We start from the raw sequence: 24171 nt of genomic DNA, 5'->3' as shown, positions 1-24171 counted from the left end.
AATGAAAAGATTGATCAATAGGGTCCATCAGTTGAGTCTGATCCTGATATTTTTTGTAACCTCTTTTGGTTTGGCTTTGGCTCAAAGTTCTCCTATGACAGAGCCCCAAGGTTTACCTGCAACAACTGAGCTCTGGAATGGGTTGTACCTCAAGCTGAGGCTGTCAGATAAGTGGTGGTGGTATCAGGAAAATCACTATCGAAGGAGAAGTAGTATAGACAACAGAAGTGATTTTGTGGGTAGAATGGGGCAGGTTTATAACCGTTTCGGGATGACCTATTTATTCACAGACAATTTCGAAGTTACTTTCGGTCCGACCTTAGTTTGGAATTACACACCTGAACCTGGAAATCCGGAATTTGAGACCTCTGTCTTAGAACCTAGAATTTGGCATCAATGGTTGCTTACACAGGGAGTCGGCAGGGTAAAGGTTCTTCATCAATTTAGATTTGAGCATAGATTCAAGCGATTAAATAACGTGGGTGATGATTATGATTTTACCAATAGGTATCGCTATAAAATCACGGCTTATGTTCCTTTAAATAAGCCGAAAATGGAAAATAAGACCTTTTTTATTGCACCGTCTAATGAGATATTCTTCGAAACTGGCAAGACTAAGCTGAATATTTTTGAAGAAAATCGTCTATACACGGCAATAGGTTATACCTACAACAACCTCATGTTTTTTGGAGGACATATGTGGACTTATGGCCCGACATCCACTTTGGGTATTTACCGGAACAGACATATTATTCGCTTGAATATTATGTACACATTTGATTTTAGAGGTAACCGAAAACCATTGACCAGAGACTTCCAATTTTAAGGTTAAAAATCATGAAGAAATTTGGCTTATTGCTGATCGCAATTACTTTATCCATGAGCGTTCATGCTCAATATCAAAAGCAATGGAGGATATCTCAGGGCTATGATTTTCGATTCCAACCTGGGTTTTTTGCGATGAATATATCGGGTGAATATTTCCCTATTCATTATTTATCTGTTAGTCCTAGCGTATCTGTGTATCTACCGGCAACAGGAAAAGCGACTGGGGTAAATTTAGATGCACGGTATTATCTGACAGAAAAAAAATATCAATGGTACGCTTCTTCAGGATACGGCTATTATAAGAGAGTATTTGAGTTGAGTGAGAATCCACCTGTAAATCTCCATACATTCAATGTGGGTACTGGACTTCAATGGAAATTACTTGATCAATTGGGTTTGAATCCTGAGATTCAAAGGCAGTTTGGACAGAGGAGTACTTGGACAGTAAAGCTTGGGATAGTTTATTTTATCAATTGACAGATTTCTTAATCCATCATGTCAAATATTTCTGTCACCATATTCGCAGTGATTGGTTTAATTCTAAAATAATCCTGCATCCCATACTTTTGAGCTTTGAGCTCATCCTGACTGTCAATAGAGCTTGTAAGAATGAAAATGTAAATCTTTTTTTCAATAGCTAACTTCGTGAACTCCTCCAAAAATTGCCATCCATCCCAAATAGGCATATTTAGATCCAATAGGATTAATTCAGGTAAAGGTATTTTTTTCTCGAACTTTTCTCTGAGTGCAAAATAAGCTTCCTCTCCATTAGCATAGCGGATGAGTTCCTTCACTTTTCCACTGGCACCCAAAAATTTTTCTGTTAGGAAGACATGAATAGGATCATCCTCAATTAAGCAAGCTAGGTCAATCATGATTTAATTCTTATTTAAAAAAACTTTAAAAATTGTTCCTACTGTAACTTTACTCTCTACTTCGATTTTTCCATCCATAGCTTCGATCTGGTTTTTAGTGATATAAAGTCCTACGCCCCTCGAATCATCATGTTTGTGAAAAGTCTTGTACATTCCAAATAAAGAATTCGAATATCTCTCCAAATCTATTCCCAGTCCGTTGTCTTCAAAATGGATTTCGATCGTATCAGAATGGTTAATTGTTTTGACTTTTACGAAACTACTCTTTTCAGGATCTTTGTATTTTATGCCATTGGTAAGAAAATTCAGCACTATACTATCCAAATATGCAGGAATTGCCATTACTATCAAAGTAGGATCTACTTCATTGAACAACTTTACGCCTGAGTTTTGACTTGTTATTTGAAGACTTTGAAGGGTTTTCTCTACCACATCATACAATCTAATTGCTTTTTTCGGATAGGAGGATTGTAGGTTTACATTGACTATTTGGGTTAAATGCTCAATAGTCTCTTTAAGATTGTCGGATGCTTGTTTGAGCAATTTGACCAATTCATTTTGAAAATATTCCGGACTTTCTATTTCTAAAAACTCCAGAAGTTGTACCATTCCACCACTGTGGGAACGAAGATTATGAGATACGATGTGGGCAAAATTCTTTAACCGCTCGTTTTGATCTTCACTGGTCTGTAATAATTTTCTAATTTGAGTTTGGGCCCGCTTCAAATCTGTAATGTCGATGATCTGGGAAATGAAATAAAGTAACTTATCCTCGGTATCTCTTACTGCTGATACGGAAAGTAGTGCATGGATTTCTTCTCCGGTTTTATGAAAATATCTCTTTTCAATCTGATACGTTTGTCGCTCTCCTCTTATGGTTTCATACAACAATTCTAAATCAGCATTGAGATCTTCGGGATGGGTGATGTCCTGAAAAGTAAGCTTCAAAAGTTCTTCACGATTGTATCCTATCATTTCGCAAAGTCTGTCGTTGACATTTTTCCATTGTCCTTCGGTAGACACTATAGCCATCCCAATCCCCGCATTCTCAAAATTTCTTTGAAAAGCAGACATGGAAATTTTCAGTTGCTCAGCTGTTTCTTTGACTTTCGTGATATCCTGGGTATACATCAATGCACCACCAATATTCCCCTGTTTATTATACCATGGTTTGCACTCCCACTTGATCCATTGAATTTCTCCGTTTTCATAAACTAACTTTTCCTCATCTTTTTTTCGGGAACTGCCTTTTAAGCTATCCTCAAAAATTTCCTGCCAGTTTTGATTTGATTTTGGGAAAGTTTTAAAAAAGGAATTTCCGATGATTTTTTTTCCGTTTAGTCCATAGTCTCTAATCCATTTAGAAGAAGCGGAGAGGTAATTCAACTCTTTGTCAAACATCGCAATGGATGATGGTGCCTGCTGAATAAAAATGGCTTGTTGTTCAATTTCATTTTTGGTTTCAGTGATGTCCTGATGGGTTCCAAACATCATCAAAGGCTTGCCATCCTCAGTCCATGAAAACACCTTCCCTCTATCATAAACCCAAACCCAATGCCCGTCTTTATGCTTCATTCTGGCCTCGCATTCGTAAAAATCTGTTTTTTTCTCAAAACAGTCTTGTAGCTTTTTGGAGGAAGTTTCAAGGTCTTCAGGATGAGCCAATTTGGTCCAAGTTTCTATAGAAATTGGGGCTAATTCGGCTAGCGTATATCCTGTGATTTCAGCCCACCTTTCATTAAATACCGTCTCACCAGTTTGAACATTCCATTCCCAAGTTCCGAGATTGGTACCTTCAATTGCATTTTTAAGTTTTGCCTGCTCAGCTTGGAGTTTGAGTCTATTGATTTTGCGTTGGTGGATGTCCTGAAAAGTCCCGTATAATCTGATGCATTTTCCATCTGCAAATTCCGGAAGTCCAATGGCCCGAACCCACTTTTCTTCATTTTTGTAGGTTATAAGGATTAGTTCCACATCATAAGGTTCTCCTTTTTCTAATGCATTTTTTACAACTCGCTGGATCAATTCTTTACTTTGCCCATCCTTGTAAAAATCTATTGCTGTTTTAAAGTCAGGTTGAAAATCATCAGGTACTTCATGTATCAATCTCGTCACTCGGCTCCAATAGGGCTTTTGAGTCTCTAGATCAATGTTCCAGTATCCAATTTTTGAAGCTAAGTTGCATTGAAAAGCAAAGTCCTCATGCTCGATTTTTGCAGTTTGGTCTTTGATAAAAAATAATAAATCAGGCGAGTCTGCTTTTAATCTCTGTCCGATGAGTTGGAGATGAAGGCGCTTTCCATTTGCATGTTTTGCTCGGAGTACAAAATTTATTTTTCCTCCTCTTTCAGCTGAAATTTTTTCAATTTCATCCAAAAACGCCGTGAGATCTGAAGGCTGAACAAGATTAAAAAAACCGGGATAGTTCTTTCCAATAGGAAAGCCTAATAGATTTTTAAGAGATATGTTGCTTTTTTCTTCCCAATCCGAATTATGTGTGAGTTGTAAAATCCCATTGCATAATTCAGTTTCAATCAGGTTGAGGATGTTTTTCGAAGACGAAAATTCTTCAAAAAGAGGTGAAATGCTGCTCATTAATACATTATTATTTCAAACCTTTATTACAGGTTATCAAGTAGGCAATCAAGAAATTATAAGGAAGGAAATCAGCTATACAGTCTTCATTCATAATTCAATCAAATTGATAACTCATAATCGTAAAATTGGTTTTGATTTGTTTTTTAGGTCATTTGATCATCAAATGACTACATTAGCAGACTCCCTCTGCATGGTCTATTGTCTGACCATCCAAGGTCAAATAAGAAGCCATAGCATCTGCTGTCATACAGGAATGAACAGGTAGTATTCCTATCACATCTCCAATTTTCACCTTTTGTAGAAAGCTCTCGGAAGCCTTTATAATGCCATGCTCCTGAGAAATACTTTTTAAATAGGACCTTTCACTAGGTTCAGAAATTTTCCAGCCAGATTCTTCTAGTTGGACTACTTCGCCGAAATTATTTGTGCCATCAGGCTCTTTCATCACATCTTTGGCTAAATGAACCCCACCACCATGAACAAGCACTTCTTTTCTTTCTTTATTAATATCAACCACTGGAACTGCAAGAGCAACAGCTATCTCTTTTTTTGAACAACCACCAAGTTTGGCTTGCATTAAGTCAAAAAAGACAAAATTTCCAGGCCCCATTTCATCGATATCTCCAAAATCCTCCATCACCGCACAACCGGGAGTATCTCCTGTTCGAGTAATTAGGTGCGGATATTCAGATCTATACTTGGCCTTCAGCATCCCTAATGCATTTCTGGTTTGCTCATAGAGCTCTGGAATGTCTGGCTTATAATAAGAATGACCTGCGTGTATGTAAAAACCTTTAAAATATAGCTTATCAGACTTCTTAGCTGTTCTCAAGATTTCTTCAATCAGGCCAAAATCCGAAACCTTGACGCCCGTTCTGCCATATCCGGCATCTATTTCTATGAAGAAACCTACTTTTTCAGTCAATTGGTCTACCAATTTTTGAGTGGTGATTGGGTTGATCAATTGAACTGAAAGGCTTTGATTTTTGGCTAATTCATTCAGCTTATTTATTTCCAATGGATTGAAAGGAAAAGCTATATGGATATTATCCCAGCCTTGTCCGCATAGATATGCAGCCATCTTGATTGATGAAGCTGTTAATTCCTTGATTCCAAAATCCTTCGCCCATGTTCCAATAATTCTAGATTGAGCAGTCTTCCAATGTGGAGCAAGTTTCATTTCATGCCGAGCAGCTTTATCTGCCATTCGTTTGATATTTGCCCGGCATTTTTTCTCATCGATCAACAGAGTAGGGGAAGTGATTTTTGATAGGTAGGTCATTGTGGTTTGATAGCATTAAAATTTACCTGAAAGTAAAAAAGATTTTTGAGCTTGGAAATGAATAATTCATGAATTACTGCTAACGAATAAGCATTGAAGATTAAAATTAGAGATTGATTGAAATACTGAAATTGACTATTCCTATTTCGAGTTTATACTGGAGAAGGATTTTGAATAAGACTAGTATTCTGTATTATTTCATTTTTCTGAGTTGGATTTTGGAATTTTAGCCTCCGATTTTGAAACAATTGTAGAATTTACCCGCACCCTTAGCGATAGCCCGCCAATTGTACTAATTTTGTGTCCCAAAATAAAAGGCCGACTTTAGCGGACTTGTATCCAATATTCAACACCTTAAGCGCAGTCTAAACTTCATGGAAGCAAAAAAAATCCGAAGTACATTCATTGAGTTTTTCCAATCTAAACAGCATCAGTTTGTTCCTTCTTCTCCAATAGTTGTTAAAAATGACCCTACCCTGATGTTTACAAACGCAGGGATGAATCAATTTAAAGATGCTTTTTTAGGGAATGAGCAGGCTAAATACGCCCGAGTAGCCAATTCACAAAAATGTCTTCGTGTAAGTGGAAAGCACAACGATTTGGAGGAAGTTGGAGTGGACACTTACCACCACACCATGTTTGAAATGCTAGGAAATTGGTCCTTTGGAGATTATTTCAAAAAAGAAGCTATTGAATGGGCTTGGGAATTACTGACTGAGGTGTATCAATTACCAAAAGACAGATTATATGTTTCTGTTTTTGAGGGTGACCAGGATGACAATTTACAAATGGATCAAGAAGCCTATGATTTCTGGAAAAAAATTGTTCCAGAAGATAGAATCATCATGGGCTCTAAAAAGGATAATTTTTGGGAAATGGGAGATACAGGTCCTTGTGGTCCTTGTTCAGAAATCCACATAGATTTGCGCTCTGAGGAAGAAAGCAAGCAAGTTGCCGGGAAGGATCTGGTAAATAATGATCACCCTCAAGTCATTGAAATATGGAATTTGGTGTTTATGCAGTACAACAGACTTTCTGATGGAAGTCTAAAAGAATTGCCTGCCAAGCATGTAGATACAGGGATGGGATTCGAGCGACTTGTAAGAGCAATACAGCATAAGTCGTCCAATTATGACACTGATTTGTTTATGCCTTTCATTTCTTTTTTGGAAGGTAAATCTGGGAAAAAGTATGGGCAAGATGAGCAAACTGACATTGCATTTAGGGTTATTGTCGACCATATCAGAGCAATTTCTTTTACCATAGCAGATGGGCAATTGCCATCCAATAATAAGGCTGGTTATGTGATCAGAAGAATTCTCAGAAGAGCTGTGAGGTATGGATATACTTTCTTGGATTTTCAGGAGCCATTTTTATATGAATTGAGCCCACTGATCTCAGCCAACTTTGGGGAGATTTTTCCAGAAGTGAAGCAACAGCAGGAGTTTATTGCAAAAGTGATCCAGGAAGAGGAAACATCTTTCCTGAGAACCTTGGATAAAGGCTTAAAGATGCTGGATCAAATCAAGGCAGACTTGAGAGCTCAAAATGAAAAGGTGATTTCAGGAAAAACTGCCTTTGAATTATATGATACCTATGGTTTTCCACTGGACTTAACTTCTTTAATTGCAAGAGAAGGGGGCTTTTCACTGGATGAAAAAGGCTTTGCCTCTGAGATGGAAAAACAAAAAAATCGATCTAGAGCAGCTTCAGAATCCGAAACCGGAGATTGGGTTTCAGTGCATGATGATGAAGGTGTGGACTTTATAGGTTATGATTTTACCGAGGCTTATTCCCACATCATCAAATACAGGGTAGTAAAGGATAAAAAAGGAGATAAGTATCAGTTAGTGCTGGACAAAACTCCATTTTATGCAGAAAGTGGCGGTCAGGTAGGAGATACCGGCTACTTGATATCTGAATCGGAAAAAATAAGAGTAGTAGACACCAAAAAGGAAAATGATCTGATTGTTCATTTCGTTGAAAAACTGCCAACGGATCCAAGTTTGAGGTTTTCAGCTGAAGTGGATAAGCTCAAGCGATCCTTAACTATGAATAATCATACTGCTACTCATTTGTTACAGTCTGCTCTAAAGCAGGTGTTAGGAGATCATGTACAACAAAGAGGTTCCTTGGTGAATGATCAAATCCTGAGATTTGATTTCTCCCACTTTGCTAAGATGACTGAAGAAGAAATCTCTCAGGTTGAAGACATAGTCAATTCCAAGATCCGGGAAAATATCCCGCTTTTGGAAAAAAGAAATGTCCCTATTGAAGAAGCTAAGCAAATGGGCGCAACTGCTTTGTTTGGCGAAAAATATGGGGATTATGTGAGAGTAATCACCTTTGATCCAAACTTCTCGGTCGAACTTTGTGGTGGTACCCATGTTCCTTCCACAGCACAAATTGGGCTATTCAAGATTCTTTCAGAGGGATCTGTAGCTTCAGGGGTTCGAAGGATAGAAGCTATTACTTCTTTGGAAGCAGAGAAATATCTGAAAGCTCAGGAAAATCTCGTGAAAGAACTTCAGGAACTGTTAAAGAATCCTAAAGACTTGAAGAAAGCGGTGGAATCTTTGTTGCACGAAAAAGCTGAATTGAAGAGCGAGCTGGATAAATTATATCAAGAGAAAGCCTCTGGAGTTAAAGCAGATCTTTTAAAGCAATTTGTAGAAAAGGATGGAGCCAAAATTCTTTTGGCTCAAATTAGCCTTCCGAATGCAGACTCCTTGAAGAAATTGGCTTATGAATTGAAAAATGAAGTAGCTGATGCCTTTGTAATTCTTGCAGCAGAAATCGAAGGAAAACCGCAAATAGCTGTTATTTTGGACGAAAATTTGATCTCATCTAAAAACTTGAATGCGGGTCAAATTGTCCGTGAATTAGCCAAGGAGATTCAGGGAGGAGGAGGAGGTCAACCTTTCTTTGCTACAGCTGGTGGTAAGAAACTGGAAGGACTTCCAGACGTGATTAGCAAGGCAAAGCAAATGTTTTTATAAGCGCTGAATAAGTAAATATGATTAGCGAAGATTTAAGAAATAAATATCAGTTGGTAATTGGGCTGGAGGTTCATGCCCAATTGCAGACTGTGAGTAAAATATTTTCAGCCGATTCTACTGAATACGGTAATCTTCCTAATACCCAAATATCTGTGATTACCCTAGGGCATCCAGGCACATTACCGAAGATCAATAAAAAGGTGGTGGAGTATGCAGTGAAAATGGGGTTAGCCTGTAATTCTGAAATCACGCGATTTAATATTTTCTCCCGAAAAAATTATTTCTATCCAGACTTGCCTAAGGGCTATCAAATTACCCAAGATAAAGGGCCTATTTGCGTGGGTGGAACAGTACCTATTCAGCTTTCAGACGGAACCAAAAGATATATCCGACTCAATCGAGTACATATGGAAGAGGATGCTGGTAAATCAATTCACTTGGCCGGCGAAACAGATACTTTGGTGGATTTTAACAGAGCAGGTACCCCATTAATTGAAATCGTTTCTGAACCGGATATGCATAGCCCGGAAGAGGCTTATGCTTTTTTGACTGAGATTAAAAAGCTCGTTGAATATTTAGAAATATGTGATGGAAACATGGAGGAGGGATCTCTTCGATGCGATGCCAACGTATCTGTTATGCTCAAGGGCGCCAAAGAACTTGGGAAAAAAGTCGAAGTGAAGAACATGAATTCTTTCAGAAATGTTTTTCGGGCTATTGAGCACGAGCATGAAAGAATAATCGGGCTGTTGGAAGAAGGCAAGGAAATTGTTTCTGAAACAAGAACTTTTGATGCCAATTCGGGTACTACTGCAAGCATGCGTACCAAGGAAGATTTAAATGATTACAGGTATTTTCCTGAGCCTGACTTAAGTCCGGTAGTGATTTCTGAAGAATGGTTGAGCTCCATTCAGGAACAGATGCCAGAGCTTCCTCGTGAACTGCAAGCTAGGTTTGTCGATGACTACGGGCTTCCGGATTATGATGCAAGTTTCTTGACAGAATCAAGACCCATTGCCTTATGGTTTGATAGTCTTTGTAAAATCACTTCCAATTATAAAGCGGCATCCAACTGGATGATGGGACCGATTAAGTCCTATTTGAATGAAAGTGGAGCCTCAATTTCAGATTTTCCGATTCCGGCTTCCAAGTTGGGAGAATTGATTGCGCTGATTGATGAGGGGCATGTTAGCTTCACAGCTGCTCAGCAAAAGATTTATCCTGAAATGCTAAATCAATCTGAAGAAAGTCCTCTTCAAATTGCTCAGCGGTTAAATTTGATCCAGGAAAGCGATGAAGATTCTTTGTTGCCTATTGTCGAAAGTGTGATCAGTGAAAATGCTTCTAAGGTAAAGGAGTATAAATCAGGTAAAAAGGGATTGATGGGGATGTTTATGGGACAGGTAATGAAAAAGTCTCAAGGAAAAGCAGACCCAATAGTTGCCACTAAATTATTGACAAAAATTCTAGACAATTAATATGAAAAAAATACTCAGCTTAAGTTTTCTGGCTGTTTTCACGGTATTGGTTTCTTGTGGAAGCAGGCAGTCTAATACAGATGGAAAAGTCCTTGTTTCGGGGAAAGTAGAAAATGCTCCGGCAGGAGTGGTTGTTCTTTCTCAGTTTACGGAATCAAGACCAAAGGTTTTAGATACCTTGGAGGTTAACTCCAAAGGGGAATTTGAATATGAGGTGGCTGTTGATTCTCCTACCTTTTATGAATTGAATCTTTTTGGTCAACGCTCAGTAAGGCTAGCTCTTTTGGATGAAAACGTGCAGGTTTACTATGATTTCTCCAAGCCAGAGGAAATTAAAATCGAGGGTTCTCAAGACTCTCAGGAGATGCTCAAGCTGGAAAAGCTGATGAATGATTATCAAACTGAAGTGAATAAGCTAAACGAAGCTTATTATGAAGCCATGAGTAGTAATAACTCAGATGCTATCCGAAGTATCCAAGAGCAGGCAATGGAATTGGAAGCTCAGCAATCTGAAAAAGTAAAAGCGACTATAGAAAGTATGGGAGATAGCTTTGCCTCTCTTGCTGCGGTAGGCTTATTAAATCCAAAAAATGATTTTCCATTTTTGGATCAATTGGTTTCTGATCTGAATGAAAACTACCCTAACACGAAATCAATCCTTCAGTTAAAACAACAACTGGATGAAATGAGAAAGTTATCTGTAGGGCAGCCTGCCCCTGAAATTGAATTACCTAATCCTCAAGGGGAAATGGTAAAGCTTTCTGATATGAAAGGGAAGTACGTACTGATTGATTTTTGGGCTGCTTGGTGTAAGCCTTGTCGTCAGGAAAATCCTAATCTTGTAAGAATGTATAATCTTTATAAAGATAAAGGGTTTGAAGTATTTGGAGTCTCTTTAGACAGAACCAAAGAAGACTGGTTGAAAGCTATTGAAGACGATGGTCTGACCTGGACTCATGTTTCAGATCTTCAGTATTTCAATTCTAAAGCAGCTGTGACTTATCAAATCAATGCCATTCCAGCTACTTATATGCTGGATCCTGATGGGAAAATCATCGCTAAAGATTTACGCGGACCTAGTCTTGAAAATAAGCTTGCAGAGATTTTTGATTAATATTTCTAACCAAAAATGAAGAACCCTGTCACCAAAAATGACAGGGTTTTTTTTATGAAAAAAACCTTCGTTTTAGCGAAGGTTTTCAGAGCAGAAATTCTATTTTATCTGTTTATAATTTGTTTTTCAAAGGTCAGATGGAATGCCCCGTATAATCATCCCCCTCCCGAAACAAATTCGGGACAAGTTGTGTGAGATTTTTTCTTGTGGGCATTTCATAAAAGGAAGGAGGAAAAAGTACCAAACAGTCCTTCCTTTAAAAATTGGTTCTTTTAAAAAGGAATAGCAAAAGTTGTTTATCACCCGAGACAAATCTAATAAAAATATTCAAAAGAAAAACACATCAAAAATTCTTTCTTTTTCAATAAATATAAATATTCATAGAAATGATTGTTTTTTAATACAAGAAGTATGGCTGGTGTGCTCCAAACGGCATTTTTATTTTTTTGGTAATTTTTGATTAATTTCAGTTTGACAAAAATTGACATAAAAAAAACCGAAGATTTTCTTCGGTTTTTTTTGTAGCGTGATTTTTTAGTGTTTTTCAATCTTTTCGTAGCTGGCAATTACCCCCCTGACCATTGCTGAACTGAAGCCTTGATGTTCCATTTCATTCAGTCCTACGATAGTACAGCCTTTGGGAGTGGTCACTTTATCTATTGCTGCTTCAGGATGCATGTTCTTCTGTATCATCAGTTCGGCAGCACCCTTCACAGTTTGATTGACAATTTTACTGGCAGTTACAGAATCAAATCCAATTTGAATACCTCCTTGAATCATTGCTCTCATAAAGCGTAAAACATAAGCAATACCACAGGCACCTAAGACTGTTGCTGCTTCCATTAAATTTTCATCGATGGTTTGAGTAAATCCAATCGAATTAAATAGTTTTTCAATCAATGCAATTTGTTCTGCATTTGCATTTTGTTGACAAATGCAGGTTATCGATTCTTGAATATCTGCTGCAATATTGGGCATAGCACGGAAACAGACTGTCCGAGGATCTAGGGTTTTATACATTTCCTCGAGGCTTATTCCAGTTGCCAAGGAAATAATGATTTGTTTCCTAGGGTTCAGAACCTCTTTGATTTCATTTAATATAGGAGTGACATTGTAGGGTTTCACCCCTAAAATCACCAAATCAGCCTCCTGAGCAGCAGTAATATTGTCAGAGCTGATATTGACTCCCAGTTGGGAATAGGAAGAGAGACTACTGATTGACCTTTTAGTCAAAGTCAGATTCTTTGTAATGAAGCCTTGGGTTTCCAATAAGCCATTGGCGATGGAAGTCCCTAAATTCCCACAGCCTATGATTGCTATTTTTTTATCTGTAATCATGAATTTTTCAATTTTTAGCAAATAATCTTCATTAAAGGTAATTAAATGCGCTATTTATTAATAGATACTTAAGAAAAAGCTGAAAATGATATCAATTACTTTTTTTACAAGTTTGGTAAAAGTTAATTAAGCTTTAAAATTGAATCCACTGCTTTAATGGTAGAATATTCCATTAACATGACTATTTTTGGCCTTGCAATTGCACAAAAGCGGGTAGGTTTGTTTCAAAACCTGCCTTTGCGTTTTTATAATAGCTACTGATGCCGAAATTAATTCGTATTACAACTGTTCCTCTTTCTTTAAATCTTTTGCTTTCAGGGCAAATGAAATATATGAAAGACAAGGGTTGGGAGGTAATTGCGGTCAGTTCTGATGGTAAAGAAATTCCACAAGTCGAAAAAAGAGAAGGGGTTAAGCACATTACAATTCCTTTTACAAGAAAAATCACCCCATTTCAGGATTTAAAATGCGTTTGGAAATTATACCAACTTTTCCGAAATGAAAAACCTGATATAGTTCACACGCATACACCCAAGGCAGGTTTGCTTGGAATGATAGCAGCAAATTTAGCGGGTGTCAAAACTCGGATTCATACTTTAGCGGGCATTCCTGCCATGGCTGCCGAGGGTCAAAAAAAGGGACTTTTAGAGAGTGCTGAAAAATGGACCTATTCCAACGCTACTGAGGTATGGCCGAATTCTTATGGCCTAAAAAATTTCGTTATTGAAAAGGAGCTCTGCTCTGAGCGTAAATTAAAAGTAATCGGAAGTGGCTCTTCCAATGGAGTGGATTTAGCTAAATACAATCGCTCTGCGCTGAAGGAAAATCACTTGGTGGCAGCAACGATGAGAATCTTACCAGGAGAAGATGATTTCTTAATCTTAGCTGTAGGAAGGCTTGTCAAAGACAAAGGTATTGAGGAGCTAGTTCGGGCTTTTTTGGCTTCAAAGATAGTGTCCAGTTCAAAATTGGTTTTGTTAGGCAGCTTTGAACAAGATTTAAATCCACTCTCCCCGGAAATAATTCAGACCATCCAAGATCATCCAAGGATAGTTCAAATAGACTGGTCTGATCATGTAGCTCATTACATGGCTTTGGCAGATGTCTTGGTTCATGCCTCCCATAGAGAAGGCTTTCCCAATGTTTTGTTGGAAGCAGGAGCAATGCAGCTTCCAGTGATTTGCTCTGATATAATTGGTAATTCAGATATCATTAGCCAGCAAAAAACTGGGCTAATTTTTCCTGTAAAAAATGAAGAGGTTTTAAGAGAAGCATTGGAATTTGCATTCGTAAAAAGAGATAAAATGCAATTACTGGCCGCAAACCTTTTTAAAGAAATCAGTGAAAAATATGAGAGAACGAAGCTTCATCAAGAAATATTTTCCAATTATCAACGCTTGATTGAAGAGGTAGAGAAAAGTGAATAGTATATATTTGAATTAATAATGAATAGTTATTTTTCCCTATGAAGTATTTGGTCACCGGTACAGCCGGTTTTATTGGATTCCATGTTGCAAAAAAACTGATTGAAAGGGGAGAACAGGTAGTAGGCTTGGATTCGATCAATGACTACTATGATATCAATCTAAAATACGCTCGTTTGGAGCATATGGGCATTGAAAAGGAAAAGCTTAACTATGGAAAAGTATTTCAGTCCAATAAGTATCCAGAATATTCATTTATACAGCTTGATTTAACGGGGAAAGAGGAGTTATCTGAACTTTTTAAAGCTGAAAAATTTGATGTTGTAATCCATCTTGCGGCACAGGCAGGTGTAAGATATTCCCTTACTAATCCAGAAGTATATATTCAAAGTAATATCATTGCTTTCCTGAATATTTTGGAGTGCAGCCGCTATAATCCAGTCAAACACTTGGTTTATGCATCTTCCAGTTCAGTGTATGGTGCAAATGAAAAATTACCTTTTTCAACCTCTGATTCAGTAGATCATCCTATCTCTTTGTATGCAGCCTCAAAGAAATCCAACGAATTGATGGCTCATACATACAGTCACTTATTTGGAATACCTACTACTGGCTTACGCTTCTTCACTGTTTACGGTCCATGGGGTAGACCAGATATGGCTTTATTTCTTTTTACTGAGGCTATTTTGAAAGGGGAACCCATTAAAGTCTTTAATCACGGAGAGATGAAAAGGGACTTCACCTATATTGATGATATAGTGGAGGGCATTCTTAAAGTAGCTGATAGGCCTGCAAGACCCAACCCTGATTTTGACCCTCAAAACCCAGATCCGGGAAGTGGGAGAGCCCCTTATAAAGTTTATAATATTGGTAATTCATCCCCGGTCTTGTTGATGGATTATATCAAAGCAATAGAGAAAGGTTTGGGTAAAAAGGCAAAAATGGAGCTTTTGCCCTTGCAACCAGGAGATGTTCCTGCTTCACACGCAGAAGTTTCTGACTTGATCAGAGATACCGGATATAAACCTGACACAAAAATCGAAGATGGAGTTCAGGCATTTACTGATTGGTACTTAGATTATTATAAAAAAACTATAAATGAGTAAATCAATTTTAATTACAGGCGGAGCTGGATTTATTGGTTCCCATGTAGTACAACTTTTTGTAGAGAAATATCCTTCTTATAAGATTGTGAATTTGGATGCCCTTACCTATGCCGGGAATCTTGAAAATCTTAAGGCTGTAGAAAATGCTTCCAATTATTACTTTGAGAAGGTTGATATTCAAGATGCTTTGGAATTGGAAAAAGTATTTGAAAAACACGCCATTACCGATGTAATCCATCTTGCAGCAGAATCTCATGTAGATAGGTCAATATCTGATCCTTTGGCATTTGTAAAAACCAATGTTTTTGGAACAGTTAATCTTTTGAATGCTGCTAAAAAAGCCTGGGAAGGCGAATTGGATCAGCACTTATTTTACCATGTTTCTACAGATGAAGTTTATGGATCACTGCATGATGGAGGGTATTTTGTAGAAACCACACCTTACGATCCTCAATCTCCTTATTCGGCTTCAAAAGCTGCATCAGACCATTTTGTTAGGGCCTATGCAAATACCTACAAAATGAAAACGGTTGTTTCAAATTGTTCTAACAATTATGGACCAAATCATTTTCCTGAGAAGTTGATCCCACTTTGCATCAACAATATCAAGAATATGAAACCGCTTCCAGTCTATGGAAAAGGGGAAAATGTCAGAGATTGGCTGTTTGTGAAGGATCATGCTCGAGCAATTGACACAGTATTTCACCAAGGAAAATCAGGGGAAACCTACAATATCGGTGGATTCAACGAGTGGAAAAATATTGATATCGTTCGTCTGCTTTGCAAGAAAATGGATGAAAAGCTAGGTAGGGAAGAAGGTACTTCTGAGAAGCTGATCACATTTGTGAAAGATAGAGCTGGTCATGATTTGAGGTATGCCATTGACTCATCCAAAATCAAAAACGAGCTAGGTTGGGAGCCAAGTTTGCAGTTTGATGAGGGAATAGATATCACCATTGATTGGTACTTGGCCAATGAGGAATGGCTAGACCATGTGACCTCGGGAGCTTACCAAGATTACTATCAACAACATTATCATTGATCTACAACCGGCCTAGTGCCGGTTTTTTTATCGACTTTATACAGAATTAAACCTGCTAGAATTAGGATCAACCCGGCAAGACTTTCTTTTGGTTTCTCCCAGAAAATATATCCTGAAACAAACAAACTAAAGGCGATATAGCAATACTGAAGAAGAGGTTTGAAAGGAGAGCGAAAACCCTTGGATTTAGAAACCTTCAAAGAAGAGTAAACTGTGATGGTTCCCATTATTTGTAGAATAAATCCAGCGTAGATCATTACCTGCTCAAAAGAACCGCTTAAGAAAAGGATTAGACTGAAAAGTGTATTGATTAAAATAGCTCTAACGGGAATTCCTTTTGAGTTTGTTTTGGATAAAGGCTTCCAGATTTTAAAATCCTTAGCCATGGCATAAGTAACCCTTGGTCCAACCCAAGCATATCCAGATATGGTGGCAATTAATTGAATCCCTATTAAGATGCTTACCCACATGGTTCCAGATTCACCAAAGATATTTTTAAAAGAAATCTCAGCCACTTCAACTTGACCCAGCAATTGCTCTTGGTTTGCATGTTTGAGAAAAACCAATTGCATTAAAACATATAGAACTAATACCAAGCTTGTTGCAGCCAAAAGAGCTTTTGGAAGGTTTTTCTCGGGATTTTCTATTTCTTCTACAATATATGCAGCTGAATTCCAGCCTGTGTAGGCATAAAATACATAAACCAAAGAAACTGCAAATCCAGGCAGAACCACTTCATTTTTCCAGGTTCCTGAGAAATCCAAAGCAGATGTGGAAATTTGATTTGAAAGACTTAAACCTATTCCAATTAATCCCAGAATAAATAATATCTTGATTAGGGTGAAGAGATTTTGAAACTGTGAAGAGCGCTTGATAGAGAAAATATGAGTAAGCGGAATTAAAAGTAAAAATGCCAATCCTGGATAGATTCCTGCTCGAATGATAGGGTTTAAATAGTTATTCATTGCCATGGCAGCTATAGCGATAGGAGCAGAAAATCCTACAGTTAAAGAAACCCAAGCATATAAATAGCCGATGGAAGGATGCAGGGTTTCCGATAAAAAAATATAGTCACCTCCACTTTTCTTAAAATGAGTTCCCAACTCAGCATATATCAAAGCACCGATTAAGGCCATGATACCTCCAATTACCCACAAAAGAATGATTGACCAGGTATTTTGAACCTGAAGGAGTTGAAAGCCAAGACTTGTAAATACCCCAGTTCCGATCATATTGGCCATCACAAGGCCCGCGGCGGTTTTCCAGGAAATTTTAGCTGTACTGGCATTTTTCATTTTAATTATAGGATCACTTCTGAGCTTCCTTCTCCAATATTGACCTGATAGAATTCAGGTTCGATGCCAAATTGTTTGAAATATGCTTCTGTAAGCTCCTTTTGAAAAGATTGGGCAGATTTCCGCTCAATAAGATTGATGGTGCATCCTCCAAATCCACCTCCCATCATCCTAGATCCTAAAAGACCTTCAAAGCCTTTTGAAAAACTTACCATAAAATCTAATTCCTCACAGCTCACTTCATATAAATATTGCAATCCTTGGTGTGATTCGTAAAGCAATTTACCCAGCTCATGAAAATCTTTATTTTTAAGTGCCTTACTCGTAAGCTGAACTCTGCTTATTTCTCCAAGTACAAAGCTGACTCTTTTAGCTTGTGTCTCATTGATCAATGAAGAGTAGGTATCGAGATCTTCAATTGTCAAATTTCTAAAGCTTTTTTCAACTCCTTTAGCATCGGAAATAACCTCAAGGGCTGTTTCACATTCCCTTCTACGGGTATTATATTCTGAATCACCCAAGCTGTGTTTGACCAAAGAGTTGGCCAGAATCAACGTGTATTTCCCTAAGTCACAGGGAAAATATTCATATTCCAAAGTATCACAATCCAGTTTGATCACCTGGTTTTCTTTGGAAAAAACTGAGGCAAATTGATCCATAATACCGCAGTTCACCCCCACAAAATTATTTTCTGCTGCTTGAGAAATTAGCGCAATCTCTTTTCTGGAAAGGTTCAGTTCGAAATACTCATTTATCGCAAATGCAGTGGCACATTCCAAAGCAGCAGATGAGGATAGTCCCGATCCGAAGGGAACGTTTCCGTCTATAGTAGCGTCAAAGGCAGGAATTTTTTTTCCGATTTTTATCAATTCATCTATAACTCCAATCACATATTTCGCCCAGCCTGATGTGATGGAATTGTAAGAAGACAGGGTAAAAGAAACCTCCTCTTGTTGATTTAGTGAAAAAATCCGAAAAGTTTCTGTTTCATTATTTGAAATACAAAAGGTGACTTCTTTGTCAATCCCCGCTGGCATTACCCAGCCGTTATTGTAATCGATATGTTCTCCAATCACATTGATTCTTCCGGGAGAACGAAAAACTCTTGGCTTCTTTTGGTATCTATTTTGGAATTCTTGAATGGCTTTTTGGCTAAAATTCGAAGAGAACATGAATGACTGTTGGCTAATAAGTTTAATGACCTGAATATAAATATTGTCCTGAAATTTGTGCTTCTTAGAATAAAGAAAGGCTGACTAAAAATAGCCAGCCTTTCATTTTTTCTAGGTTTGAATTTATTTTTCTTTCACACCTTCAAAAAGGTTTACAGGAGTGTTTTTTACTTTCTCTTCGAAAGCTTTCCACTCTCCACTCATAAACTCTTCCAGTACTTTAAAGGCTTCTTCTGCGGACTCTTTTGCATGTTGGTAGAGTCTTTCTTCAGTTTCTCCCGGCGCTCCGTAGGATGAGCCTACATACCTTCTAGGTGCAAACTGCATGGTCATAGTAGTAGGGTAGAGGTTTCTCACGATTCCCTGACCTTCTCGGGTTGGTCCATTAAAAGCTTCTTTAACTGTTTCCAGTTTTTTCTTGATTTCCTTTGCTGCTTTTGCCAATTCTTTCGCCTCTTCTGAATCCAGGTCCTTGGTCATATCTTCAACCTTCTTGATAGCTTTTTCCGCTTCACTCATTTGATTGGTTGCTGTACTCATTTCTGTTTGCAAAGCTTCCAATTTTTTAGTGAAGTCTTCTCTGGCTTTAAGGTTTGCTAGTTGAATCTCGATTCTTGGATCTGCATGCACATTAATAGAAGTTTCAGCTTTTTCCTCACCATATACAAACTCTACTTTGTAAGTTCCAGGAAGTGCATCTCCACCACTTGGCTCATAGAATCCATTTCTTCGTCCACGGTTTCCTCCGGCATTTTCTGCTGTAGATTTTCTGTCTAGACCCCAGTTAACTCTATTTACCCCTTTTTGAGGTGCAGTTTTCAAGGTTCTGATTTGTTCTCCTGCTTGATTATAAATATTCACAGTGACTGTATCCAACTTTTCTTTGTCATCATTGATGATAAAGCTTAGTCTTCCTCCTGTTTCTCTATTTTCTCCAGCATATTTTCCATCAGCCGGGAATCGCTCACCATGTGGCTGTTGAATTTCTACTTGATAAGCATCAGGAGCTGGAACAGCCGTTATTTTTGCTGCCGGAGCTTTTCCTCCATTAGCTGCAAAAATTCTTAAAGGTCTGATATCATCCAGAACCCACATGGATCTTCCGAAGGTGCCTATTACCAAGTCAGCCTCTCTTTCCTGAATGGTCATATCGTATGTGGAGACAGCTTTCGGATAGCCATGTTCCCATTTGTTCCAGGTTTTTGCCTTATCGAACGAAACGTACAATCCATACTCAGTTCCTAGGAAAACTAGATTAGGCTGCTCTACATCTTGCTTAATGGATAAGGCATATCCCCAAACTTTTGAATCATCTGCGATTCTGGTAAATGTTTTTCCAAAGTCTTTGCTATGGTATGCATAAGCTGAAAAGTCATTGTTTCTATAATTATTTGCAATGACCCACACTTCTCCTGCCTCGTAGTTAGAAGCTTGAACTTGAGGAATCCAGCTTGCTTTTGGAAGACCTGTTAACTTAGAAGCCACATTGTTCCAGGTTTTTCCACCATCTTGGGTTACTTGCAAGTTGCCGTCATCCGTACCCACCCAAATAACATTAGGATCAACTGGACTTGGTGCAATAGCAATAATAGTAGTGTGATTTTCTGCTCCTGTGATATCAAAGGTCAAACCGCCTGTTTGTTGCTGTCTTTGCTTGGTTGAATCATTGGTTGTCAAATCCGGAGAAATAATTTCCCAAGTTTCCCCGCTATCAGTTGACTTATGCAAAAACTGCGAACCGTAATACACGGTATTATCATCATGCGGATCTTGTGCAATTGCAGCATTCCAGTTAAATCTCAAGAACACGTCTTTATCTGAATGTGTAGGCTTGATGAATCGGTTGTGACCTGTCAATTTATCAAAGCGAGTCACATTCCCACCCTGAGACATGGTATAACCATATCTTGAATTTGCAGGATGAGGAACAACGTCAAAACCATCACCAAATGATACTTCTTGCCAATACGTATTTCTAATTCCATCTCTTCTCCAGATATAGGCTGGGCCTACCCAAGAGCCATTGTCTTGCATGCCTCCATAGATATTATAAGGAAGCTCATTGTCCACATTGACATGATAGAATTGACCTACAGGTAACTTTTCTGCGAAATACCAAGTTTTACCTCCGTCACGAGAAATATTCAATCCACCGTCATTTCCATCAATAAGAAGTTTAGGATCATTTGGGTTGATATACCATGCGTGATGGTCTGGGTGAACTCCCGCATATTGTAAGATTTGCTTAAAAGATTTACCACCATCTTCACTCATTCCCACCCTTGAATACAAGGTGTAAATCCTGTTTTCATTCTTAGGATCTGCATGGATTTCAAAATAATAAAAGGGTCTATCTCCAATATCATCACCACTGTTGATCATACTAAAATTGGAGCCTCCATCTTCAGATACATACAATGCATTTTTCTTAGACTCAACCAAAGCATAAACCTTATTACTATTTGCAGCAGAAATAGCTAGTCCCATACGTCCTAAGTCTCCTTTTGGTAAACCGTTTTTATCACCCAGCTTTGTCCAATTGTCTCCTCCATCATAAGTCACATACAAGCCACTAGATGCTCCTCCAGATTCAAAAAACCATGGATATCTTCTGTGTTGCCACATGTTGACAAAGATCTTGTTTGGATTATTTGGATCCATGATCATTTCACCCACACCAGTTTTTGTATCTACATACAAGATTTTTTTCCAGGTTTTTCCTCCATCGGTAGTTCTGTAGACACCTCTTTCTTCTTGTTCTCCCCATGGAGAGCCTATCGCTCCTACGTAAACTGTATTAGGGTCTTCAGGGTGAACGATGATTCTGTGGATAGCTCTCGTTTTTTCCAAGCCCATCATTTCCCAGGTCTTACCTGCATCAAGTGAGCGGTAAACTCCATAACCTAGGTTTAGAGAGTTTCTTGGATTTCCTTCCCCTGTACCTACCCAGATTACGGAAGGATTTTTTTGGTAAATGGAAATAGCTCCGATAGAATGAACTTTTTGCTCATCAAAAATAGGCTCCCAATGGATGCCTCCTGAAGTGGATTTCCAAAGTCCGCCAGATGCAGAACCAGCATAAATAATGGTGGGATCATCATCAACTGCATCTATCGCAGTGATTCGACCACTCATACCTGCCGGTCCCACATTTCTTGTTTTCATGGATTTAAATAAATCCATATTGACCTGTTGGGCCTGAAGGTTGAACCCCATCATGGCCACTAAAATCAAAATGTAGAGTTTTTTCATGTGTTTTAAATTTGTTTTCTCACTATTCACATGGAATCGTGCCTTCAGAGATAAATACCCAAAAGTACTTAAGTCCTTCAGCTCGATTTCGCAAGGGTGTTGGATTGGTAATTTTTTCTGAAACTAAAGGAAATGATTCAAACCTTTACCGAAAATTATTTCAATGGAGTAGATAGCTATTTGAGCATCAAACTTACTCTTCTAAGTAAAATTTGATAGTTGGTTTGCCCAGCCTATTCATTTTGATTTTCTTTAGAAAAAAAATTAAATCTATGCTCACTAAGTACATGAAGCCTTTTGCAGGGCTTTTTCTTTGCTTGATATCGGGTACGGGTGTTTTTGCACAAACAGGTAGATTCCAGCAAGCGGTAGACTACCAAATGGAAGTATCCATGGATGTGAAAACCAATCGATATACTGGTACTCAAGTTCTCACATACACCAACAATTCACCGGATACCCTAAATAGGGTTTTTTATCATTTGTATTATAATGCATTCCAACCAGGAAGCATGATGGATGTAAGGTCCCGTACCATTGCTGATCCGGATAGAAGAGTAGGAGATAGAATCTCTTTGTTGTCTCCAGAGGAAATTGGCTATCTACATGTCAAGTCCTTGACCAAAGATGGAAAGGCTGTGAAATTCAATGAAGAAGAGACAATTTTGGTTGTGGATTTGGATCAGCCTATTTTGCCAAACTCCAAGGCAACCTTTGAAATGTCTTTTGAAGGTCAAGTACCTGTACAAATCAGGAGATCAGGAAGGGACTCAGAAGAGGGCGTACGCTATTCCATGTCCCAATGGTATCCTAAGATGGCCAATTATGATGAACAGGGTTGGCATGCAAATCCTTACATAGGTCGTGAGTTTTATGGAATCTGGGGTGATTTTGATGTTAAAATCACTATTGATAAAACCTACACCATTGGGGGAACAGGTTACCTGCAGAATCCAAATGAAATTGGTCATGGCTATGAAGATGCAGGAGTGAAAGTGCCTCAGCCAAAAGGGAATACTTTGACTTGGCATTTTAAAGCTCCGATGGTTCACGATTTTATGTGGGGAGCTGATCCGAAGTACCAGCACGATAAGGTTCAAATGGACAATGGGATAACAGTTCACCATTTTTTTATTCCAGGAGAGAATACCTCTGAGAACTGGGAAAAATTGAAAGAATATACTCCTAAGGCTATTGAATATATGTCCAAGAATTTTGGGCAATATCCATATAAGCAATTTTCAGTTGTTCAGGGAGGAGATGGAGGAATGGAGTATGCCATGTCTACTTTAATCACAGGAGAAAGAAGCTTAGGTAGCTTGGTAGGAGTGATGGTTCACGAATTGGCGCATAGCTGGTATCATGGTGTTCTGGCAAGCAATGAATCTTTGTATCCTTGGATGGACGAAGGGTTCACGAGTTATGCCACCAATCTGACTATGGGTGAAATTTTTAGAGAAGGAGTAGGGAATGTTCATGCAGGAAGTTATCGTGGCTACATCAGTTTAGCGAAATCAGGCTTAGAAGAGCCTATGTCTACCCATTCTGACCATTATCACACCAATAGAGCATATGGTTCCGCAGCTTATTCGAAAGGTGCGGTATTTATGGAGCAATTAGGTTATGTAATTGGTAAAGAGGTAAGGGATCGAGGCTTATTGAGATATTTCAATACTTGGAAATTCAAGCATCCCAATGCCAATGATTTGATCAGAATTATGGAGAAGGAAAGCGGAATCGAATTGGATTGGTATAAGGAATATTTTGTTTACACAACAAAGACCATTGACTATGCTATAGGTCCAGTAGAAGCTAGAGGAGATCAAACAGCAGTAACTTTCCAAAGAATTGGTTTAATGCCAATGCCTCTTGATATTGTGGTTACATATAAGGATGGTGCGCAGGAGCAAATTTATATGCCTTTGGTGATCATGAGAGGTGAAAAAGCAAATGAAGAAGGAATGCCAAACAGAGTGTATACAGAGGATTGGCCTTGGGTCAATTTAGAAAAGACTATCGTATTGGATAGAAAATTAGAGGATATTCAATCTATCGAAATAGATCCAAGTAAAAGATTGGCTGACGTAATGCTTGAAAACAATAAAGTGGAGTTTTAAGGCTCCACTTTATTATAATCCAGTTAAAAAAAGGTGGCTTTTGGGCCACCTTTTATTTTTTGACGGATCAACCGGCGTTTTTCTTGTCTTGAACTTCCTTACGGATGTCCTGTGCCAAATTTTTCAAATCTTGCATCCCCTTTCTTACTCGGGTTCCGGCTGCTTGATTACCTTTCTCGTAGAATTTTTCGAAATCGCCTTCAAGGCCCATTACAAGATCTTTAACTTCACTAAATCTGCTCATAGTAAAA

Annotated in this window: 17 protein-coding genes; 9 read left to right on the top strand and 8 right to left on the bottom strand. The window is 38.3% G+C overall.

Annotated features, from left to right (window positions below; genetic code table 11):
• Nucleotide 1: 1 nt before the first annotated feature.
• On the top strand, nt 2-826 hold the full coding sequence (locus FL972_RS00910) for a DUF2490 domain-containing protein (RefSeq protein ID WP_144602418.1): 825 nt from the start codon (nt 2-4) through the stop codon (nt 824-826).
• An 11-nt stretch (nt 827-837) separates the two neighbouring features.
• A complete protein-coding gene (locus FL972_RS00905; RefSeq protein WP_144602416.1) occupies nt 838-1305 on the top strand; it encodes a hypothetical protein in 468 nt (155 codons plus the stop codon).
• An 8-nt stretch (nt 1306-1313) separates the two neighbouring features.
• Here the strand turns inward: FL972_RS00905 and FL972_RS00900 are convergent, their stop codons facing one another.
• The 3 genes from FL972_RS00900 to FL972_RS00890 all read right to left on the bottom strand — a co-directional run bounded on the left by FL972_RS00900 (nt 1314) and on the right by FL972_RS00890 (nt 5583).
• The gene (locus FL972_RS00900) at nt 1314-1703 is read right to left on the bottom strand and encodes a response regulator (RefSeq protein ID WP_144602414.1); all 390 of its coding nucleotides are present in this window, start codon (nt 1701-1703) and stop codon (nt 1314-1316) included.
• A 3-nt stretch (nt 1704-1706) separates the two neighbouring features.
• Complete coding sequence (locus FL972_RS00895) at nt 1707-4298, bottom strand: PAS domain S-box protein (protein WP_144602412.1); 2592 nt, start codon at nt 4296-4298, stop codon at nt 1707-1709.
• A 175-nt stretch (nt 4299-4473) separates the two neighbouring features.
• Nucleotides 4474-5583, bottom strand: a complete 1110-nt coding sequence (locus FL972_RS00890; protein WP_144602409.1) for an alanine racemase — start codon at nt 5581-5583, stop codon at nt 4474-4476.
• Between the two features lie 374 nt (nt 5584-5957).
• Between FL972_RS00890 and alaS the strand changes: the two genes are divergently transcribed.
• Genes alaS through FL972_RS00875 form a run of 3 tightly spaced genes read left to right on the top strand, consistent with a single transcriptional unit; the run spans nt 5958 to nt 11174 of the window.
• On the top strand, nt 5958-8582 hold the full coding sequence (gene alaS, locus FL972_RS00885; RefSeq protein WP_144602408.1) for an alanine--tRNA ligase: 2625 nt from the start codon (nt 5958-5960) through the stop codon (nt 8580-8582).
• 17 nt (nt 8583-8599) lie between these two features.
• Nucleotides 8600-10060: an Asp-tRNA(Asn)/Glu-tRNA(Gln) amidotransferase subunit GatB gene (gene gatB, locus FL972_RS00880; RefSeq protein WP_144602405.1), complete on the top strand. Its 1461-nt coding sequence runs from the start codon at nt 8600-8602 to the stop codon at nt 10058-10060.
• Between the two features lies 1 nt (nt 10061).
• Nucleotides 10062-11174 (top strand): TlpA disulfide reductase family protein, encoded by a 1113-nt coding sequence (locus FL972_RS00875; protein WP_144602403.1) that lies wholly within the window; start codon nt 10062-10064, stop codon nt 11172-11174.
• Nucleotides 11175-11708: 534 nt separating this feature from the next.
• On the opposite strand, the gene proC is transcribed toward FL972_RS00875, so the two are convergent.
• Nucleotides 11709-12512, bottom strand: a complete 804-nt coding sequence (proC, locus tag FL972_RS00870; protein WP_144602401.1) for a pyrroline-5-carboxylate reductase — start codon at nt 12510-12512, stop codon at nt 11709-11711.
• Nucleotides 12513-12772: 260 nt separating this feature from the next.
• On the opposite strand from proC, the gene FL972_RS00865 reads away from it, so the two are divergent.
• From FL972_RS00865 to rfbB, 3 genes are read left to right on the top strand one after another with little or no spacing between them, the layout of a single operon-like run.
• Nucleotides 12773-13939 (top strand): glycosyltransferase family 4 protein, encoded by a 1167-nt coding sequence (locus FL972_RS00865; protein ID WP_144602399.1) that lies wholly within the window; start codon nt 12773-12775, stop codon nt 13937-13939.
• A gap of 38 nt (nt 13940-13977) precedes the next feature.
• A complete protein-coding gene (locus FL972_RS00860) occupies nt 13978-15042 on the top strand; it encodes an NAD-dependent epimerase (RefSeq protein ID WP_144602397.1) in 1065 nt (354 codons plus the stop codon).
• Nucleotides 15035-16084: a dTDP-glucose 4,6-dehydratase gene (gene rfbB / locus FL972_RS00855; RefSeq protein WP_144602395.1), complete on the top strand. Its 1050-nt coding sequence runs from the start codon at nt 15035-15037 to the stop codon at nt 16082-16084. The genes FL972_RS00860 and rfbB overlap by 8 nt, the downstream gene beginning before the upstream one ends.
• Here the strand turns inward: rfbB and FL972_RS00850 are convergent.
• The 3 genes from FL972_RS00850 to FL972_RS00840 all read right to left on the bottom strand — a co-directional run bounded on the left by FL972_RS00850 (nt 16078) and on the right by FL972_RS00840 (nt 21803).
• A complete protein-coding gene (locus FL972_RS00850) occupies nt 16078-17379 on the bottom strand; it encodes an APC family permease (RefSeq protein WP_144602393.1) in 1302 nt (433 codons plus the stop codon). The two genes, rfbB and FL972_RS00850, sit on opposite strands and share 7 nt — an antisense overlap.
• 5 nt (nt 17380-17384) lie before the next feature.
• The gene (gene galK, locus FL972_RS00845; protein ID WP_144602391.1) at nt 17385-18551 is read right to left on the bottom strand and encodes a galactokinase; all 1167 of its coding nucleotides are present in this window, start codon (nt 18549-18551) and stop codon (nt 17385-17387) included.
• A 123-nt stretch (nt 18552-18674) separates the two neighbouring features.
• Nucleotides 18675-21803, bottom strand: coding sequence for a VPS10 domain-containing protein (locus FL972_RS00840; RefSeq protein ID WP_144602389.1), 3129 nt, complete (start codon nt 21801-21803; stop codon nt 18675-18677).
• Between the two features lie 272 nt (nt 21804-22075).
• On the opposite strand from FL972_RS00840, the gene FL972_RS00835 reads away from it, so the two are divergent.
• Complete coding sequence (locus FL972_RS00835; protein WP_144602387.1) at nt 22076-23920, top strand: M1 family metallopeptidase; 1845 nt, start codon at nt 22076-22078, stop codon at nt 23918-23920.
• A 67-nt stretch (nt 23921-23987) separates the two neighbouring features.
• On the opposite strand, the gene FL972_RS00830 is transcribed toward FL972_RS00835, so the two are convergent.
• The gene (locus FL972_RS00830; RefSeq protein ID WP_091650478.1) at nt 23988-24164 is read right to left on the bottom strand and encodes a histone H1; all 177 of its coding nucleotides are present in this window, start codon (nt 24162-24164) and stop codon (nt 23988-23990) included.
• Nucleotides 24165-24171 lie beyond the last annotated feature (7 nt).

This window comes from Algoriphagus algorifonticola, from assembly GCF_007655305.1.
GTDB lineage: Bacteria > Bacteroidota > Bacteroidia > Cytophagales > Cyclobacteriaceae > Algoriphagus > Algoriphagus algorifonticola.
Note: the sequence above shows the minus strand (reverse complement) of the source record. Positions and strands in the feature narration are given on the sequence as shown.

Coding starts and splice junctions, on each gene's coding strand:
- FL972_RS00910 (WP_144602418.1), top strand. CDS start 2: ATGAAAAGATTGATCAATAGGGTCCATCAGTTGAGTCTGATCCTGATA.
- FL972_RS00905 (WP_144602416.1), top strand. CDS start 838: ATGAAGAAATTTGGCTTATTGCTGATCGCAATTACTTTATCCATGAGC.
- FL972_RS00900 (WP_144602414.1), bottom strand. CDS start 1,703: ATGATTGACCTAGCTTGCTTAATTGAGGATGATCCTATTCATGTCTTC.
- FL972_RS00895 (WP_144602412.1), bottom strand. CDS start 4,298: ATGAGCAGCATTTCACCTCTTTTTGAAGAATTTTCGTCTTCGAAAAAC.
- FL972_RS00890 (WP_144602409.1), bottom strand. CDS start 5,583: ATGACCTACCTATCAAAAATCACTTCCCCTACTCTGTTGATCGATGAG.
- alaS (WP_144602408.1), top strand. CDS start 5,958: ATGGAAGCAAAAAAAATCCGAAGTACATTCATTGAGTTTTTCCAATCT.
- gatB (WP_144602405.1), top strand. CDS start 8,600: ATGATTAGCGAAGATTTAAGAAATAAATATCAGTTGGTAATTGGGCTG.
- FL972_RS00875 (WP_144602403.1), top strand. CDS start 10,062: ATGAAAAAAATACTCAGCTTAAGTTTTCTGGCTGTTTTCACGGTATTG.
- proC (WP_144602401.1), bottom strand. CDS start 12,512: ATGATTACAGATAAAAAAATAGCAATCATAGGCTGTGGGAATTTAGGG.
- FL972_RS00865 (WP_144602399.1), top strand. CDS start 12,773: ATGCCGAAATTAATTCGTATTACAACTGTTCCTCTTTCTTTAAATCTT.
- FL972_RS00860 (WP_144602397.1), top strand. CDS start 13,978: ATGAAGTATTTGGTCACCGGTACAGCCGGTTTTATTGGATTCCATGTT.
- rfbB (WP_144602395.1), top strand. CDS start 15,035: ATGAGTAAATCAATTTTAATTACAGGCGGAGCTGGATTTATTGGTTCC.
- FL972_RS00850 (WP_144602393.1), bottom strand. CDS start 17,379: ATGAAAAATGCCAGTACAGCTAAAATTTCCTGGAAAACCGCCGCGGGC.
- galK (WP_144602391.1), bottom strand. CDS start 18,551: ATGTTCTCTTCGAATTTTAGCCAAAAAGCCATTCAAGAATTCCAAAAT.
- FL972_RS00840 (WP_144602389.1), bottom strand. CDS start 21,803: ATGAAAAAACTCTACATTTTGATTTTAGTGGCCATGATGGGGTTCAAC.
- FL972_RS00835 (WP_144602387.1), top strand. CDS start 22,076: ATGCTCACTAAGTACATGAAGCCTTTTGCAGGGCTTTTTCTTTGCTTG.
- FL972_RS00830 (WP_091650478.1), bottom strand. CDS start 24,164: ATGAGCAGATTTAGTGAAGTTAAAGATCTTGTAATGGGCCTTGAAGGC.